Origin of the sequence: Streptomyces sp. NBC_00239 (genome assembly GCF_036194065.1) — a bacterium.
Taxonomy (GTDB): domain Bacteria; phylum Actinomycetota; class Actinomycetes; order Streptomycetales; family Streptomycetaceae; genus Streptomyces.
This window is the reverse complement of the sequence record NZ_CP108095.1, coordinates 5,758,939-5,773,540: the sequence shown is the minus strand read 5'-3', so window position 1 is coordinate 5,773,540 and position 14,602 is coordinate 5,758,939. Positions and strand designations below refer to the sequence as shown.

Here is a 14,602-nt window from a genome sequence, read left to right as displayed (position 1 = left end):
CCTTGCGAGAGTGGCTCGAGTGTTGCCCACGGCCTCCTGTGTAGGCGGCAAACCTGGAGCAGAAACCACAGATGGGTGAACCGCACGGCCCGGTGATCGAACAACCTGACCAACCTTCGAGTGCCGTACGGATGAGTGCGGGCGCGTAGGCTCATTTCCGGCGGCCGCCGGGCCCGAATACGATCGCGGGAGTACGGCCGGCCACCCCACGGCCTTCACAGACAACCGGAAGAGAGACCTCACCACCGTGACTGCTCTGACTCTCAGCACTGCCGGCGCGGCCACGCTGCGCGCCGACGCCCTCGTCGTCGGCGTCGCGAAGGGCGCCAAGGGCCCCGTCGTCGCCCCCGGCGCCGAGGCCGTGGACCAGGCGTTCGACGGCAAGCTCGCCGCCGTCCTCGACGCCCTGGGCGCCTCGGGCGCGGACGGCGAGGTCACCAAGCTGCCGGCTCCGTCCGGCCTCAAGGTGCCGGTCGTGCTGGCGGTCGGCCTCGGCGCCGTCCCGGAGAAGGCCGAGTCCTACGACGAGGACGCGCTGCGCCGCGCCGCCGGCGTCGCCGCCCGCGCCCTGACCGGCGCCAAGAAGGCCGGCTTCGCCCTGCCGCTGGAGGACGCCTCCGCCGTCACGGCCGTCGCCGAGGGCGCGCTGCTCGGCGCGTACGCCTTCACCGCCTACCAGGGCATGGACAAGAAGGGCAAGGCCGACAACGGCGCCCGCCTCCCGCTGGCCGAGGCCGCCCTGCTGGGCGCCAAGCCGCGCGACAAGGAGCACAAGGCCGCCGTCGAGCGCGCCAAGATCGTCGCCGGCGAGGTCAACATCGCCCGTGACCTGATCAACACCCCGCCGAACGACCTCACCCCCGAGGCCTTCGCCGCCGTCGCCTCCACGACCGGCAAGGAGCTCGGCCTCAAGGTCCAGGTCCTGGACGAGAAGGCCCTGCTCAAGGGCGGCTACGGCGGCATCATGGGCGTCGGCAAGGGCTCGGAGAACCAGCCCCGCCTCGTCAAGATCGCCTACACCCACCCGAAGGCGGAGAAGCACCTCGCCTACGTCGGCAAGGGCATCACCTACGACTCGGGCGGCATCTCCCTGAAGCCGGCCGGCCACAACGAGACGATGAAGTGCGACATGTCGGGCGCGGCCGCCGTGTTCGCCGCCGTCGTCGCCGCCGCCCGCCTCGGCCTCCAGGTCAACGTGACCGGCTGGCTGGCGCTCGCCGAGAACATGCCCTCCGGCTCCGCCACCCGCCCCGGCGACGTGCTGCGCATGTACAACGGCAAGACCGTCGAGGTCCTGAACACGGACGCCGAGGGCCGCCTGGTCCTGGGCGACGCCCTGACCAAGGCCTCCGAGGAGAACCCGGACGCGATCGTCGACGTGGCGACCCTGACCGGCGCGATGGTGCTGGCCCTGGGCAACCGCACCTTCGGCATCATGGCCAACGACGACGCCTTCCGCACGTCGATCCACGAGATCGCCGAGGAGGTCGGCGAGGCCTCCTGGCCGATGCCGCTCCCCGCGGACCTGCGCAAGGGCCTCGACTCCCCCACCGCCGACCTCGCCAACATGGGCGAGCGGATGGGCGGCGGCCTGGTCGCCGGCATCTTCCTCCAGGAATTCCTGGGCGAGGGCATCACCTGGGCGCACCTCGACATCGCCGGCCCGGCCTTCCACGAGGGCGCGCCGTACGGCTACACCCCGAAGGGCGGCACCGGCTCCGCCGTGCGCACCCTGGTCCGGCTCGCCGAGCGCACCGCCACCGGCGACCTGGGCTGACGGGTCCGCCCGTAACTTTTCGTCGTGATCTCGGCCCCGGACCGGAGACGGTCCGGGGCCGTGTTCACTCTCGACGAAATCCGTAGGTTTCCACGCGGCGGTGGCCGTGCCTTCGGGCATAACGACCTGCTGCACCCCGGGCCCGGCGTCCCGCGTTCCCTCGACAAATGCGAAGATGGGTTCTCGGCAGGACAGGGCCCCCACCACAGGGCCGAAGAAACAGCGGCCGAATACCAGCCGCCGCCCGGTCACAGAGGACCGGTGCCCGGCGCACATGCATGGAGGACGTGACGTGGCGAACGACGCCAGCACCGTTTTCGACCTAGTGATCCTCGGCGGTGGCAGTGGCGGTTACGCCGCGGCGCTGCGCGCTTCCCAGCTGGGTCTGGACGTTGCCCTGATCGAGAAGAACAAGCTCGGCGGCACCTGCCTGCACAACGGCTGCATCCCCACGAAGGCTCTGCTGCACGCGGGCGAGATCGCGGACCAGGCCCGCGAAGCCGCGCAGTTCGGCGTCAAGGCCACCTTCGAGGGCATCGACATCGCGGGTGTGCACAAGTACAAGGACGAGATCATCGCGGGCCTGTACAAGGGTCTGCAGGGTCTGGTCGCCTCCCGCAAGGTGACGTACATCGAGGGTGAGGGCCGCCTTTCCTCGCCGACCTCCGTCGACGTCAACGGCCAGCGCATCCAGGGCCGCCACGTCCTGCTGGCGACCGGCTCCGTGCCGAAGTCGCTGCCGGGCCTGGACATCGACGGCAACCGCATCATCTCCTCGGACCACGCGCTGGTCCTGGACCGCGTGCCCCAGTCCGCGATCATCCTGGGCGGCGGCGTCATCGGCGTCGAGTTCGCCTCGGCGTGGAAGTCCTTCGGCACCGACGTCACCGTCATCGAGGGCCTCAAGCACCTCGTGCCGGTCGAGGACGAGAACAGCTCGAAGATCCTGGAGCGCGCGTTCCGTAAGCGCGGCATCAAGTTCAACCTCGGCACCTTCTTCGAGAAGGCCGAGTACACCGAGAACGGTGTGCGCGTCACCCTCGCCGACGGCAAGACCTTCGAGGCCGAGGTGCTGCTGGTCGCCATCGGCCGCGGCCCGGTCTCGCAGGGCCTCGGCTACGAGGAGCAGGGCGTCGCGACGGAACGCGGCTACGTCCTGGTCGACGAGTACATGCAGACCAACGTGCCGACCATCTCGGCCGTCGGTGACCTCGTCCCCACCCTTCAGCTCGCGCACGTCGGCTTCGCCGAGGGCATCCTGGTCGCGGAGCGTCTGGCCGGTCTCAAGACCGTCCCGATCGACTACGACGGTGTCCCGCGCGTCACGTACTGCCACCCCGAGGTCGCTTCCGTCGGCATCACCGAGGCCAAGGCCAAGGAGATCTACGGCGCGGACAAGGTCGTGGCCCTGAAGTACAACCTTGCGGGCAACGGCAAGAGCAAGATCCTCAAGACCGCGGGCGAGATCAAGCTCGTCCAGGTCAAGGACGGTGCCGTGGTCGGCGTCCACATGGTCGGTGACCGGATGGGCGAGCAGGTCGGCGAGGCCCAGCTGATCTACAACTGGGAAGCCCTGCCGGCCGAGGTCGCGCAGCTCATCCACGCGCACCCCACGCAGAACGAGGCGATGGGCGAGGCCCACCTGGCCCTCGCCGGCAAGCCGCTGCACGCACACGACTAATCGTCCCGGGCGCGACGACCACTTCCGCACTTTCGTAAGGAGCAACAGAAACCATGGCGGTTTCCGTAACCCTTCCGGCGCTCGGCGAGAGCGTCACTGAGGGCACTGTCACCCGTTGGCTGAAGGCCGAGGGCGAGCGCGTCGAGGCCGACGAGCCGCTTCTCGAAGTGTCGACCGACAAGGTCGACACCGAGATCCCCTCGCCCGTCTCCGGCATTCTGGCGTCCATCAAGGTGGCCGAGGACGAGACCGTCGAGGTCGGCGCCGAGCTGGCCGTCATCGACGACGGCTCGGGCGCGCCGGCCGCGGCCGCCTCCCCGACCGCCGAGACGGTCGTGGCCGAGGCTCCGGCCCCGGCCGCCGAGGCCCCCGCGGCTCCGGCTCCCGTGGCCGAGGCCCCTGCGGCCGCGGCTCCGGCCCCGGCCGCTTCCGGCACCGATGTCGTGCTCCCCGCGCTGGGCGAGTCCGTCACCGAGGGCACCGTCACCCGCTGGCTGAAGTCGGTCGGCGAGACGGTCGAGGCCGACGAGCCGCTGCTCGAGGTCTCGACCGACAAGGTCGACACCGAGATCCCGGCGCCGGTTTCCGGCACCCTGCTGGAGATCCTGGTCGGCGAGGACGAGACCGCCGAGGTCGGCGCCCGTCTCGCCGTCATCGGCGTTGCCGGTGCGGCTCCGGCGGCTGCGGCCGCTCCCGCCGCCCCGGCCCCGGCGGCCGCCCCGGCCCCGGCTCCGGCCGCCCCGGCTCCGGTGGCGCCGCAGGCTCCGGCCCCGGTCGCTGCTCCGGCTCCGGCTCCGGCTCCGGCCGCGCAGGCTCCGGTGGCCGCTCCGGCTCCGGTCGCCCCGGCCGCCCCCGCCGCCCCGGCTCCGGCCGGTGACGAGGGCGCGTACGTGACCCCGCTGGTGCGCAAGCTCGCCTCGGAGTCCGGCGTCAACCTGGCGCAGGTCACGGGCACCGGTGTCGGTGGCCGGATCCGCAAGCAGGACGTCGTCGCCGCCGCGGAGGCCGCCAAGGCCGCCGTCGCCGCGCCGGCCGCCGCTGCCGCCCCCGCCGCGAAGGCCGCCGTCGAGGCGTCCCCGCTGCGTGGCCAGACGGTCAAGATGACCCGCATGCGCAAGGTCATCGGCGACAACATGATGAAGGCCCTGCACTCGCAGGCGCAGCTGACCTCCGTGGTCGAGGTGGACATCACCAAGATCATGAAGCTGCGCGGCAAGGCCAAGGACTCGTTCCTGGCCCGTGAGGGCGTCAAGCTCTCGCCGATGCCGTTCTTCGTCAAGGCCGCGGCCCAGGCGCTGAAGGCCCACCCGGTCGTCAACGCCCGGATCAACGAGGACGAGGGCACCATCACCTACTTCGACTCGGAGAACATCGGCATCGCCGTGGACTCCGAGAAGGGCCTGATGACCCCGGTCATCAAGGGTGCGGGCGACCTCAACCTGGCCGGCATCTCCAAGGCCACCGCCGATCTGGCCGGCAAGGTCCGCGGCAACAAGATCACGCCGGACGAGCTGTCGGGCGCGACCTTCACGATCAGCAACACCGGCTCGCGCGGTGCGCTGTTCGACACGGTCATCGTGCCGCCGAACCAGGTCGCGATCCTGGGCATCGGTGCCACCGTCAAGCGTCCCGTGGTCATCAACCACCCGGACCTGGGCGAGACCATCGCCGTGCGCGACATGACCTACCTGTCGCTCTCCTACGACCACCGTCTGGTGGACGGCGCGGACGCCGCCCGCTACCTGACGGCGGTCAAGGAGATCCTCGAGGCCGGCGAGTTCGAGGTCGAGCTGGGCCTGTAGAGCCCCGCGCTTGTAACGAGCCTCACCTCGACGCCCTCGCCCGGAGCACTTCCGGGCGGGGGCGCCGCCGTATTGTCTACGCCAAGACACTCCCCCAGGCCCCACGACCTGTCCCTGCGCGCCCCCAGGAGATGAAGCCCCGATGATCACCCCACCCGTCGTGCACTCGCTGCGCGAGCAGATCCGCGAGCACATCGTGGAGGGGATCGTCAGCGGCCGCTGGAAGCCCGGCGAGCGGATCGTGGAGCGCCGGATCGCGGTGGAGCTGGAGGTCAGCCAGACCCCCGTACGGGAGGCGTTGCGTGAGCTGGAGACCCTCCGGCTGATCGAATCCGCCCCGAACAAGGGCGTACGGGTACGCAATCTGACCGCGTCCGACCTGGACGAGATCTACCCGGTGCGCGCCGGCCTGGAGCAGATCGCCGCGGAGCTGGCCGCTCCCCGGCTGGCCTCGGACACCGCCCTGCTGGAGCGGCTGCTGGAGCCGCACGTGATCGCCCTGCGCGAGGCCGACCGTACGGAGGACAGCACCGCTCAGGTGCGGCACACGGTGGCCTTCCACCGGGGGATGGTGGGCGCGGCGGGCAACAGCGTGCTGCTGCACACCTGGGAGAGCCTGGGCATCGAGGTGTTCACGGCGCTGTCGATCCGCTGGCTGGGCACCGTGCAGAAGGCCTTCGCGGAGGAGCACGAGATGCTGGTCGAGGCCTTCCGGAGGAACGATCCGGAGATCGGTCTGCTGGTCAAGCGGCACGTGCTCGGATGTGCGCCGCGCGCCTAGGGTGTGCAGCGGGTGTCCGACTTGCCCTGATATCAAGTGGCACCGCGTGCCCGGTTCAGCGGCACGCAATGCCGACTTTGCTAATTCGATCAGTTTTTCGTGGCAATTGTTTGATCGATCATCGATCAGGCGCTTACAGTCTTCGCGGACCACAACCAGGTCCGCCCGCCCTGTCCTGCCCAGTCAGGGACCCCCTTTCTCCACCCCCGTTTCCAGTCCGGAAGGCGGCGCACACCGATGTCCGACCCCGTAGCCAAGCTTCCGAGCGAGCTCGACCAGCTCCCGGACCGCGACAGCGAGGAGACCGCCGAATGGGCGCAGTCCCTCGACGCCGTCGCCAAGGCCGCCGGCACCCGCCGCGCCGAGTACCTGCTGCGCCGTACGCTCCACCACGCCGAGGCCGCCGGGCTCGCCCTGCCGAAGCTGCTGGAGACGGACTACGTCAACACCATCCCCACCGCCGCGGAGCCGGAGTTCCCCGGTGACGAGGCGATGGAAGCCAAGATCACCGCCTGGAACCGCTGGAACGCGGCCGCCATGGTGACCCGCGGCTCGAAGTACGGCGTCGGCGGCCACATCGCCACCTTCGCCTCGGCGGCCTGGCTCTACGAGACCGGCTTCCAGCACTTCTTCCGGGGCAAGGAGGCCGACGGCTCGGGCGACCAGCTCTACATCCAGGGCCACGCCTCCCCCGGCATCTACGCCCGCGCCTTCCTCGACGGGCGCATCTCCGAGCAGCAGCTCGACAACTTCCGGCAGGAGTCGGGCGGCAACGGCCTCCCGTCCTACCCGCACCCGCGGCGCCTGCCCTGGCTGTGGGAGTTCCCCACGGTCTCCATGGGCCTCGGCCCGCTCTCCGCGATCTACCAGGCGCGCTTCAACCGCTACCTGCAGAACCGGAGCATCAAGGACACCGCCAACTCGCACGTCTGGGCCTTCCTGGGCGACGGCGAGATGGACGAGCCCGAGTCGACCGCCGCCCTGGCCCTGGCCTCCCGCGAGCAGCTCGACAACCTGACCTTCGTCATCAACTGCAACCTGCAGCGCCTCGACGGCCCGGTCCGCGCCAACTTCCGCGTGGTCCAGGAGCTGGAGGCGCAGTTCCGCGGCGCCGGCTGGAACGTCATCAAGACGCTGTGGGGCTCCGCCTGGGACGAGCTGTTCCGGCTCGACACCACGGGCGCCCTGGTCCGCCGCCTGCGCGAGGTGCCGGACGCGCAGTTCCAGACGTACGCGACCCGCGACGTGGCGTACATCCGCAACCACTTCTTCGGTGCGAACCCCGAGCTGGTCCAGCTCGCCGCGGTGGTGTCCGACGCGAAGATCGCCGAGTGCTTCCACACCTCGCGCGGCGGCCACGAGCCCCGCAAGGTCTACGCCGCGTACAAGGCCGCCCTGGAGCACAAGGGCGCGCCGACGGTCATCCTGGCGCAGACCGTCAAGGGCTACACGCTGGGTGCCGGGTTCGAGTCGAAGAACGCGAACCACCAGATGAAGAAGCTGACCATCGACGAGTTCAAGAGCATGCGCGACAAGCTCGGACTCCCGATCCCGGACAGCGCCTTCGCCGACGGCCAGGTCCCGTACGGCCACCCGGGCGCGGACAGCCCCGAGGTCCGGTACCTGAACGAGCGCCGCGCGGCCCTCGGCGGCCCGGCCCCGGCCCGCAAGGTCCACCACGTGGCCCTGCCCGCCCCCGCCGACCGCGCCTTCGCCCCGCTGATCAAGGGCTCCGGCAAGCAGGAGATGGCCACCACCATGGCCTTCGTCCGGCTCGTCAAGGACCTGATGCGGGACAAGGAGACCGGCAAGCGCTGGGTGCCGATCGTCCCCGACGAGGCCCGCACCTTCGGCATGGAGTCGCTCTTCCCGTCGGCCGGCATCTACTCGCCGCTGGGCCAGACGTACGAGCCGGTCGACCGCGACCAGCTGATGTACTACAAGGAAGCCAAGGACGGCCAGATCCTCAACGAGGGGATCACCGAGGCCGGCGCCATGGCCGACTTCATCGCCGCCTGCACGTCGTACGCGACGCACGGCGAGCCGATGATCCCGTTCTACATCTTCTACTCGATGTTCGGCTGGCAGCGGACCGCCGACCAGATGTGGCAGCTCGCCGACCAGCTCGGCAAGGGCTTCATCGTGGGCGCCACCGCCGGCCGCACCACGCTGACCGGTGAGGGCCTCCAGCACGCGGACGGCCACTCGCACCTGATCGCGTCCACGAACCCGGCGTCGCTCAACTACGACCCGGCCTTCGCGTACGAGATCGCGGTGATCGTCAAGGACGGTCTGCGCCGGATGTACGGCGAGACGCCGGAAGACGTCTTCTACTACCTGACGGTCTACAACGAGCCGAAGGTGCAGCCCGCGATGCCCGAGGGCGTCGAGGAAGGCATCATCAAGGGCCTGTACCGCTTCAACCGGGCGACCGACCTGGAGAACGCGCCGGCCGCCGAGGCCCCGAAGATCCAGCTGATGGCGTCCGGCACGGCGATCCACTGGGTCCTGGAGGCGCAGCGCCTGCTGGCCGCCGACTGGAACGTGGCCGCCGACGTCTGGTCCGCCACCTCCTGGGGCGAGCTGCGCCGCGAGGCGCTGGAGTGCGACGAGGCCCTGCTCCGCGGCGAGGTGCGCACCCCGTACGTCACGCAGGCCCTGGAAGGCGCGCCCGGCCCGGTCCTCGCGGTCTCCGACTGGATGCGCCAGGTCCCGGACCAGATCAGCCAGTGGGTCGAGCAGGACTACTCCTCGCTGGGCACGGACGGCTTCGGCCTGTCCGACACCCGTGAGGGCGCCCGCCGCCACTTCGGTGTCGACGCGCAGTCGATCGTGGTCGCGGCCCTTGCCCAGCTGGCCCGCCGCGGCGAGGCCCCGGCCTCCGCGGTCAAGGAGGCCCGGGAGCGCTACGGCCTGTAGGCCCGAACGCCCGTAGGCCCGTACGTGAAAGACCCCCTGCCGCATTCCGCGGCGGGGGGTCTTCGCGTACGGGATCGGGTGCGCGCGGCGGGCGCGGGCCGTCAGCGGTAGTGGTCCGGGGAGCGGTCTTCGCCGCCGATCTCCACTTCCTGGATGTACGCCCAGGCGTCCGGGCGGCTGCCGTCGGCGTCGGTGAAGCCGTACGCGCGGGACAGCTGCGCGCTGGAGAGCGACTGACCCTCCCAGCGGGTGACCGCGTCCGGGTCGGCGGCCAGGGCGGCGACGGCCCGGGCGATGTACACGGGGGACTCGGAGACCGCGAAGCCGGGGACCTTGGCGACGGCATCGCGCCAGTTCGCCTCGGTGACCCCGAAGGCCTCCAGCATCTGCTCCGAGCGGAGCCAGCCGGGGGTGACGGACACGGCCGTGCAGCCGGTGCCGCGGAGGTCGTGGGCGAGGGTGCGGGCCATCCGGATCGGGCCGTTCTTGGCCAGGTCGTAGAAGAAGTTCTCGCGGAAGCGGTCGTTGGTCTCGGCCGTGCCGTCGGTGATCTCCACGACCAGCCCGCCCGGGTTGCGGATCAGCAGCGGCAGGGCGTACCAGCTGGTGAGGATGTGGCTCTTCACGCCGAGGTCGAGCATCCGCAGGCCCCGTTCGAGCTCGGTCTCCCACATCCGCTTCCCGAAGACGACCAGGTGTTCGCCGCCCCACAGGTCGTTGACGAGGAGGTCGAGGCGGCCGTGGTCGGCGTCGATGCGCTCGACGACGGCGCGCACCTGCCCCGGATCGAGGTGGTCGGCGACCAGGGCGATGCCCTCGCCGCCGGCCTCGGTGACGAGGTCGGCCGTCTGCTCGATGGTCTCCGCCGTACGGCCCACTTCGCTGGCGCGGTTCCGGCTGGTCCGTCCGGTGACGTACACGGTGGCGCCCGCCGCGCCCAGTTGGACGGCGATGGCCCGTCCCGCGCCCCGGGTGGCTCCGGCCACGAGGGCGATCCTGCCTCTGAGACTTCCCGTCACAGTTCCCATACGACGCATTCTCGCGGTGGCGGGGCACTCGCGCAGCGGTGATGCTGTGCTCGTGATGGACGAGACGGAATTCTGGGAGATCGTCGACAGCACCCGCGAGGCCGCCGAGGGCGACCCCGAGGACCATGCCGACCTGCTCGTCGAGCGACTGCTGCAGCTCGACCCCGATTCCGTCCTGGACTTCGCCCGCCACTTCGAGGCCCGGTACAACCGGGCGTACACCTGGGACCTGTGGGGTGCGGCCTGGGTGCTGCTCGACGGGGCCAGCGACGACGCGTTCGACTTCTTCCGGTGCTGGCTGATCGGGCAGGGCCGAGAGGTGTTCGAGGGCGCGGTGCACGACCCGGACCACCTCGCCGAACTGCTCGGCGAGTTCGACGAGGCCGTCGACGGGGACGGCGAGGAGCTGGGGTACGCGGCCGACGAGGCGTACGAGCAGCTCACCGGCGCGGTGGCGCCGGAGCTGGGGGTGGCGATGCAGGCGGCCGAGCCGGAGGGCGCCGCGCTGGACTTCGAGAACGAGGCCGTGCTCGCGGAGCGCTACCCCCGGCTGTGGGACCGCTTCCGGTCCTCCTGAGTCGGCCGCCTGCCGCCGCGCCCTCAGTAGTGCGTGCCGCCGTCGATGCGGATCTCGGTGCCGGTGATGAAGGCGCCGTCGTCGGAGCCGAGCATGGCGACCACGCCGGCGACCGTCTGCGGGCCGGCGAAGCCCTGGCCGAGGCCCGGGGCGAGCTTCGCGAACAGGCTCCAGTCGGTGTCCTCGGGCAGGCCGGGGCCGTTGCCGGTGGTCATGCCGCTCTCGATGGAGCCGGGCGCGACGCAGACGGCGCGCAGGCCCTGCTTGCTGTACTCGGCGGCCAGGGAGTGCGTCATGGACTGGATGCCGCCCTTGGAGGCCGCGTACGCCGACATGTACGGGTGCGCGAACGAGGCCGAGGTGGAGCTGAAGTTCACGATGACCGGCCGGTCGCCCGCCAGCAGGGCCGGGACGGCCTCGCGGACCATCAGGAACGTGCCGGTCAGGTTGACCGAGATGATCGTGTTCCAGAGCTCCAGGGTCGTCTTGTGGGTGTGCTCGGAGCGCAGGATGCCGGCGGCGTTGACGAGGACGTCGAGCCCGCCGAGGTGCGCGACGGCGGCCGCCACGCCCTCCCGGACGGCGTTCTCGTCGGAGATGTCGAGGAGCGCGGTGGTCAGGCGTCCGTCGGTGCCCTCGGCGGCGGCCTGCGCGGCGGTGGCCTTGAGGCCGGCCTCGTTCACGTCGACGGTGTGGACCCGGCCGCCTTCGGCGAGGATCCGGTGGACGGTGGCCTGGCCGATGCCCGAGCCGCCTCCGGTGATCAGGACGCGGCGGCCTTCGTAGCGGTTCATGTCGGGGTCTCCGTAGCTCTGCCGGTTGGGGGGTGACACGAGGGTACCGAGGAAGTGGCACGTTTTGCCAGAGTGGCATATCACGCCACACTGGATCTCGCCGGCGTATTCTTCGGACGTGAGATCGCCTCGTCCCTACGCCCCCGACACCGCGCCCGGCCCCAAGTCGCTCACCGAGCGCCGCAAGGCCGCCACCCAGCTCGACATCGCACGCGCCGCGTGCGCGCTCTTCGCCGAACACGGTCCGGACGGGACCACCGCGGAGGACATCGCGCACCGCGCGGGCGTCGCGCTGCGGACCTTCTACCGCTACTTCCGCAGCAAGCAGGACGCCGTGGCGCCGCTGCTCGCCCGCGGCGGCGACGAGTGGCGGGCGCTGCTGGCGGCCGAGGAGCCGGGGACGCCGCTGCGGGAGGCCGTGCTGCGGGCGGTGGTCCGCTCGCTGTCGGTCGCGCCCGAGGACGAGGAGGCCCTCCGGTGGACCCGCGGGCTGCTGCGCGCGGCCGTGGACGACCCGGCCCTGCGCGCGGTCTGGTACCGGGTCAACCAGGACTCCGAGGAGCGGCTGGTGCCGGTCCTGGGCCGGCTGGCGGGCCCGGACGCCGACCCGCTGGAGGTCCGCCTGCTGGCGGCGGCCTCGACGGACGCGATCCGGGTGGCGCTGGAGGTCTGGTCGGCCACCGACGGCCCCGCCGCCGGCCCCGGCTCCCCCGCCGACGTGGCCGCCCGCTGCCTGACCGAACTCACCGGCGGCATGAGCATCCTGGCCGAGCCGCGCGCCGACGCGTAGGGAGCCGCCCTCGTCGCGCAGGGAGTGCCCTTGTCGTGCAGGGAGTGCCCTCGTCGCGCAGGGAGCGCCCTTCGGCGCGTGGGAGTGCCCTTCAGAAGGCCGGGCGGCCGGGCGGGGGCCGCGGCCCGTCGGAGGCGTCGGGGACGTCGGAGGCTTCGGTGACGTCGGCGGCCTCGGGGACATCAGCGGCTTCGGGGACGTCGAGCGAGAGGACCAGCAGGGCCACGTCGTCGGTCAGGCCGGCCGTGAACCGCGTCAGGTCCTTCCACACGGCAGCGGTCAGCGCGGCACCGTCGGCGCCCGCCCCGGCCAGTACGGGCAGCCGCGCCACCAGCGGGTAGAAGGCGCCCGACGTGTCGCGCGCCTCGGTGATCCCGTCCGTGTGCAGCAGCAGCCGGTCCCCCGCCGCCAGCGGCAGCGTGGTCACCACGGCCGGCAGCACATCGGCCATGCCCAGTCCGAGGGGCATCCCGGGATCCGCCGCGACCTCCCGTACGGACCGCCCGCGCAGCAGCACCGCCGGCGGGTGCCCGCAGGACAGCACCCGTACCAGCGCGCGGCCGGGCGGGAACTCCAGCAGCACCGCCGTCGCGAAGATTTCCGCGTGTTCCTCGCCCGCCGCGTCCGCGACCAGCCGCCGGTCCAGCCGGGCGGCCACCGCCGTCAGTTCCGCGTCGTCGAGCACCGCCTCGCGGAAGGCCCCCAGCAGCGCGGCCACCGTGGCCACCGCCGCCAGACCGTGCCCCTGCACGTCCCCGACCAGCGCCCGCACCCCGAAGGGGCCGGCCCGCACGTCGTACAGGTCGCCGCCGACCAGGGTGCCGAGCTGGGCCGCCCGGTACAGCCCCGAGCAGCGCACCGGGCCGACCCGTTCCGGCAGCGGCGGCAGCACCGCGAGCTGCGCCGCCTCGGCGACGGTCCGCACGCTCACCAGCTGCGCGTCGCGGCGCCGCCGCACCCAGGAGAGGACCACGCTGAGCAGCCCCACCGCGGCCACCGTCGCCAGGTCCGTGCCGCGGGCGTGCGCCACGCTCAGGTGCGGCACGCCCAGCAGGACCAGGACCACCGCGGCGAACACCGCCGTGCCCAGCGCCCCGTACGAGAAGGCCGCCACCGGTGGCACCGCCGCGAGGAAGAAGCCCAGCTCGACGGTGGCGGGGGTGAGCAGCTGCGCCGACGACAGCACGACCAGCGCGACGGCGGGCGCCACCCGTGCCCACCGGGGCGGCGGCGCACCGCGCAGCCAGCCCGGTTCCGCCGCTCCGCGCCTGACCCTCACCCCTTCACCCTCGTACGGCCGCGGCGCGCCCGCACGCCGGGTGGCCCCGGACGGGCGGGGGGCCGACAGTGTTCCCGTGACGGAACAGAACCAGTCGGCCGCGATCAGCACCCGCCTCAACTGGTTGCGTGCGGGCGTGCTCGGCGCCAACGACGGCATCACCTCCACCGCGGGGCTGGTCGTCGGCGTCGCCGGGGCCACCACCTCGCGCGCGGCGCTGCTCGCCGCAGGGGTGGCCGGGCTGCTGGCGGGCTCGCTGTCGATGGCGGCGGGCGAATACGTGTCCGTCAGCTCCCAGCGGGACTCCGAGCGGGCCGCGCTGGACGAGGAGCGCCGGGAGCTGGCCGCCGACCCCGAGGCCGAACTGGACGAACTGACCGACCTCCTCCAGGGCCGCGGGCTGAGCCGGGACGTGGCCCGGGAGGCGGCCCAGCAGCTCACCGAACGGGACGCGCTGCGCGCGCACGCCCGGGTGGAACTGGGCATCGAGCCGGACGAGCTGGCCAATCCGTGGCACGCCGCGTTCGCCAGCTTCACGGCCTTCACGGCCGGGGCGCTGCTGCCGCTCCTGGCGATCCTGCTGCCGCCGGCGCAGCTGCGGGTGCCGGTGACGGTGGCCGCCGTGCTGGCCGCGCTGGCCGCGTGCGGGGTGCTGAGCGCCGGGCTGGGCGGTGCGCCGCGGCCGCGGGCGGTACTGCGCAACGTGGCCGGCGGCGCGCTCGCCATGGCTGTCACCTACGCGGTAGGCCACTGGCTCGGCAACACCTGATTGCTCCCCGCCGCGCCGGGCATTCAGCCCCGCCTGCGCCTGACCCCGCACCCTCCAGCCCCTCCGGCGCTTGACGAGCGGGCCCGGGCAGAGCCCGGCAACCCCCCGCGCCCTCCAGCCCCTCCGGCGCTCGAAGAGCGGGCCCGGGCGGAGCCCGGCAACCCCCCGCGCCCTCCAGCCCCTCCGGCGCTCGAAGAGCGGGCCCGGGCAGAGCCCGGCAACCCCGCGCACCCCCAGCCCCTCCGGCGTTTGAGGAGCGGGTCCGGGCGGAGCCCGGTACCCGGCGGAGCCGGGTTGCAGTCTTGGGGCTCCGCCCCAAACCCCGCGCCTCAAACGCCGGCGAGGCTGGAATTCGCGCCCGCAGCACCGGCAAGCCCGGGGGTCGCGCCCCAGGGCCCCGGCAAG

General features: G+C 72.2%; 11 protein-coding genes. 8 read left to right on the top strand and 3 right to left on the bottom strand.

Going from position 1 to position 14,602, the window contains the following annotated elements; translation table 11 throughout:
- The first annotated feature begins 247 nt into the window (after positions 1–247).
- The 5 genes from OG764_RS25365 (at position 248) to aceE (ending at position 8,960) form a co-directional block, all read left to right on the top strand.
- Positions 248–1,777 (top strand): leucyl aminopeptidase, encoded by a 1,530-nt coding sequence (locus tag OG764_RS25365; RefSeq protein ID WP_328970730.1) that lies wholly within the window; start codon positions 248–250, stop codon positions 1,775–1,777.
- 292 nt (positions 1,778–2,069) lie between these two features.
- Positions 2,070–3,458 (top strand): dihydrolipoyl dehydrogenase, encoded by a 1,389-nt coding sequence (gene lpdA / locus OG764_RS25360; protein WP_328970729.1) that lies wholly within the window; start codon positions 2,070–2,072, stop codon positions 3,456–3,458.
- 53 nt (positions 3,459–3,511) lie between these two features.
- The gene (sucB, locus tag OG764_RS25355; RefSeq protein ID WP_328970728.1) at positions 3,512–5,260 is read left to right on the top strand and encodes a 2-oxoglutarate dehydrogenase, E2 component, dihydrolipoamide succinyltransferase; all 1,749 of its coding nucleotides are present in this window, start codon (positions 3,512–3,514) and stop codon (positions 5,258–5,260) included.
- Positions 5,261–5,405: 145 nt separating this feature from the next.
- Entirely contained in the window at positions 5,406–6,041 is a 636-nt protein-coding gene (locus tag OG764_RS25350; RefSeq protein WP_328973160.1) for a GntR family transcriptional regulator, read from the top strand.
- A 237-nt stretch (positions 6,042–6,278) separates the two neighbouring features.
- On the top strand, positions 6,279–8,960 hold the full coding sequence (gene aceE / locus OG764_RS25345) for a pyruvate dehydrogenase (acetyl-transferring), homodimeric type (RefSeq protein WP_328970727.1): 2,682 nt from the start codon (positions 6,279–6,281) through the stop codon (positions 8,958–8,960).
- A gap of 101 nt (positions 8,961–9,061) precedes the next feature.
- On the opposite strand, the gene OG764_RS25340 is transcribed toward aceE, so the two are convergent.
- The gene (locus OG764_RS25340; RefSeq protein WP_328970726.1) at positions 9,062–9,988 is read right to left on the bottom strand and encodes an SDR family oxidoreductase; all 927 of its coding nucleotides are present in this window, start codon (positions 9,986–9,988) and stop codon (positions 9,062–9,064) included.
- A gap of 55 nt (positions 9,989–10,043) precedes the next feature.
- On the opposite strand from OG764_RS25340, the gene OG764_RS25335 reads away from it, so the two are divergent.
- On the top strand, positions 10,044–10,565 hold the full coding sequence (locus OG764_RS25335; protein WP_328970725.1) for a DUF4240 domain-containing protein: 522 nt from the start codon (positions 10,044–10,046) through the stop codon (positions 10,563–10,565).
- Between the two features lie 23 nt (positions 10,566–10,588).
- Here OG764_RS25335 and OG764_RS25330 read toward each other — a convergent pair whose 3' ends face one another.
- Positions 10,589–11,359 carry an SDR family NAD(P)-dependent oxidoreductase gene (locus OG764_RS25330; protein WP_328970724.1) on the bottom strand — a complete coding sequence of 257 codons (771 nt, stop codon included), beginning with the start codon at positions 11,357–11,359 and terminating at the stop codon, positions 10,589–10,591.
- A gap of 118 nt (positions 11,360–11,477) precedes the next feature.
- On the opposite strand from OG764_RS25330, the gene OG764_RS25325 reads away from it, so the two are divergent.
- Positions 11,478–12,149, top strand: coding sequence for a TetR family transcriptional regulator (locus OG764_RS25325; protein WP_328970723.1), 672 nt, complete (start codon positions 11,478–11,480; stop codon positions 12,147–12,149).
- Positions 12,150–12,240: 91 nt separating this feature from the next.
- Here OG764_RS25325 and OG764_RS25320 read toward each other — a convergent pair whose 3' ends face one another.
- Positions 12,241–13,392 (bottom strand): PP2C family protein-serine/threonine phosphatase, encoded by a 1,152-nt coding sequence (locus tag OG764_RS25320; RefSeq protein WP_443056241.1) that lies wholly within the window; start codon positions 13,390–13,392, stop codon positions 12,241–12,243.
- Between the two features lie 112 nt (positions 13,393–13,504).
- Here OG764_RS25320 and OG764_RS25315 point away from each other — a divergent pair, with 112 nt between their 5' ends.
- Positions 13,505–14,197: a VIT1/CCC1 transporter family protein gene (locus OG764_RS25315; RefSeq protein WP_328970721.1), complete on the top strand. Its 693-nt coding sequence runs from the start codon at positions 13,505–13,507 to the stop codon at positions 14,195–14,197.
- The last annotated feature ends 405 nt before the right edge of the window (positions 14,198–14,602 follow it).

Coding starts and splice junctions, on each gene's coding strand:
- sucB (WP_328970728.1), top strand. CDS start 3,512: ATGGCGGTTTCCGTAACCCTTCCGGCGCTCGGCGAGAGCGTCACTGAG.
- aceE (WP_328970727.1), top strand. CDS start 6,279: ATGTCCGACCCCGTAGCCAAGCTTCCGAGCGAGCTCGACCAGCTCCCG.
- OG764_RS25340 (WP_328970726.1), bottom strand. CDS start 9,988: ATGGGAACTGTGACGGGAAGTCTCAGAGGCAGGATCGCCCTCGTGGCC.
- OG764_RS25335 (WP_328970725.1), top strand. CDS start 10,044: ATGGACGAGACGGAATTCTGGGAGATCGTCGACAGCACCCGCGAGGCC.
- OG764_RS25330 (WP_328970724.1), bottom strand. CDS start 11,359: ATGAACCGCTACGAAGGCCGCCGCGTCCTGATCACCGGAGGCGGCTCG.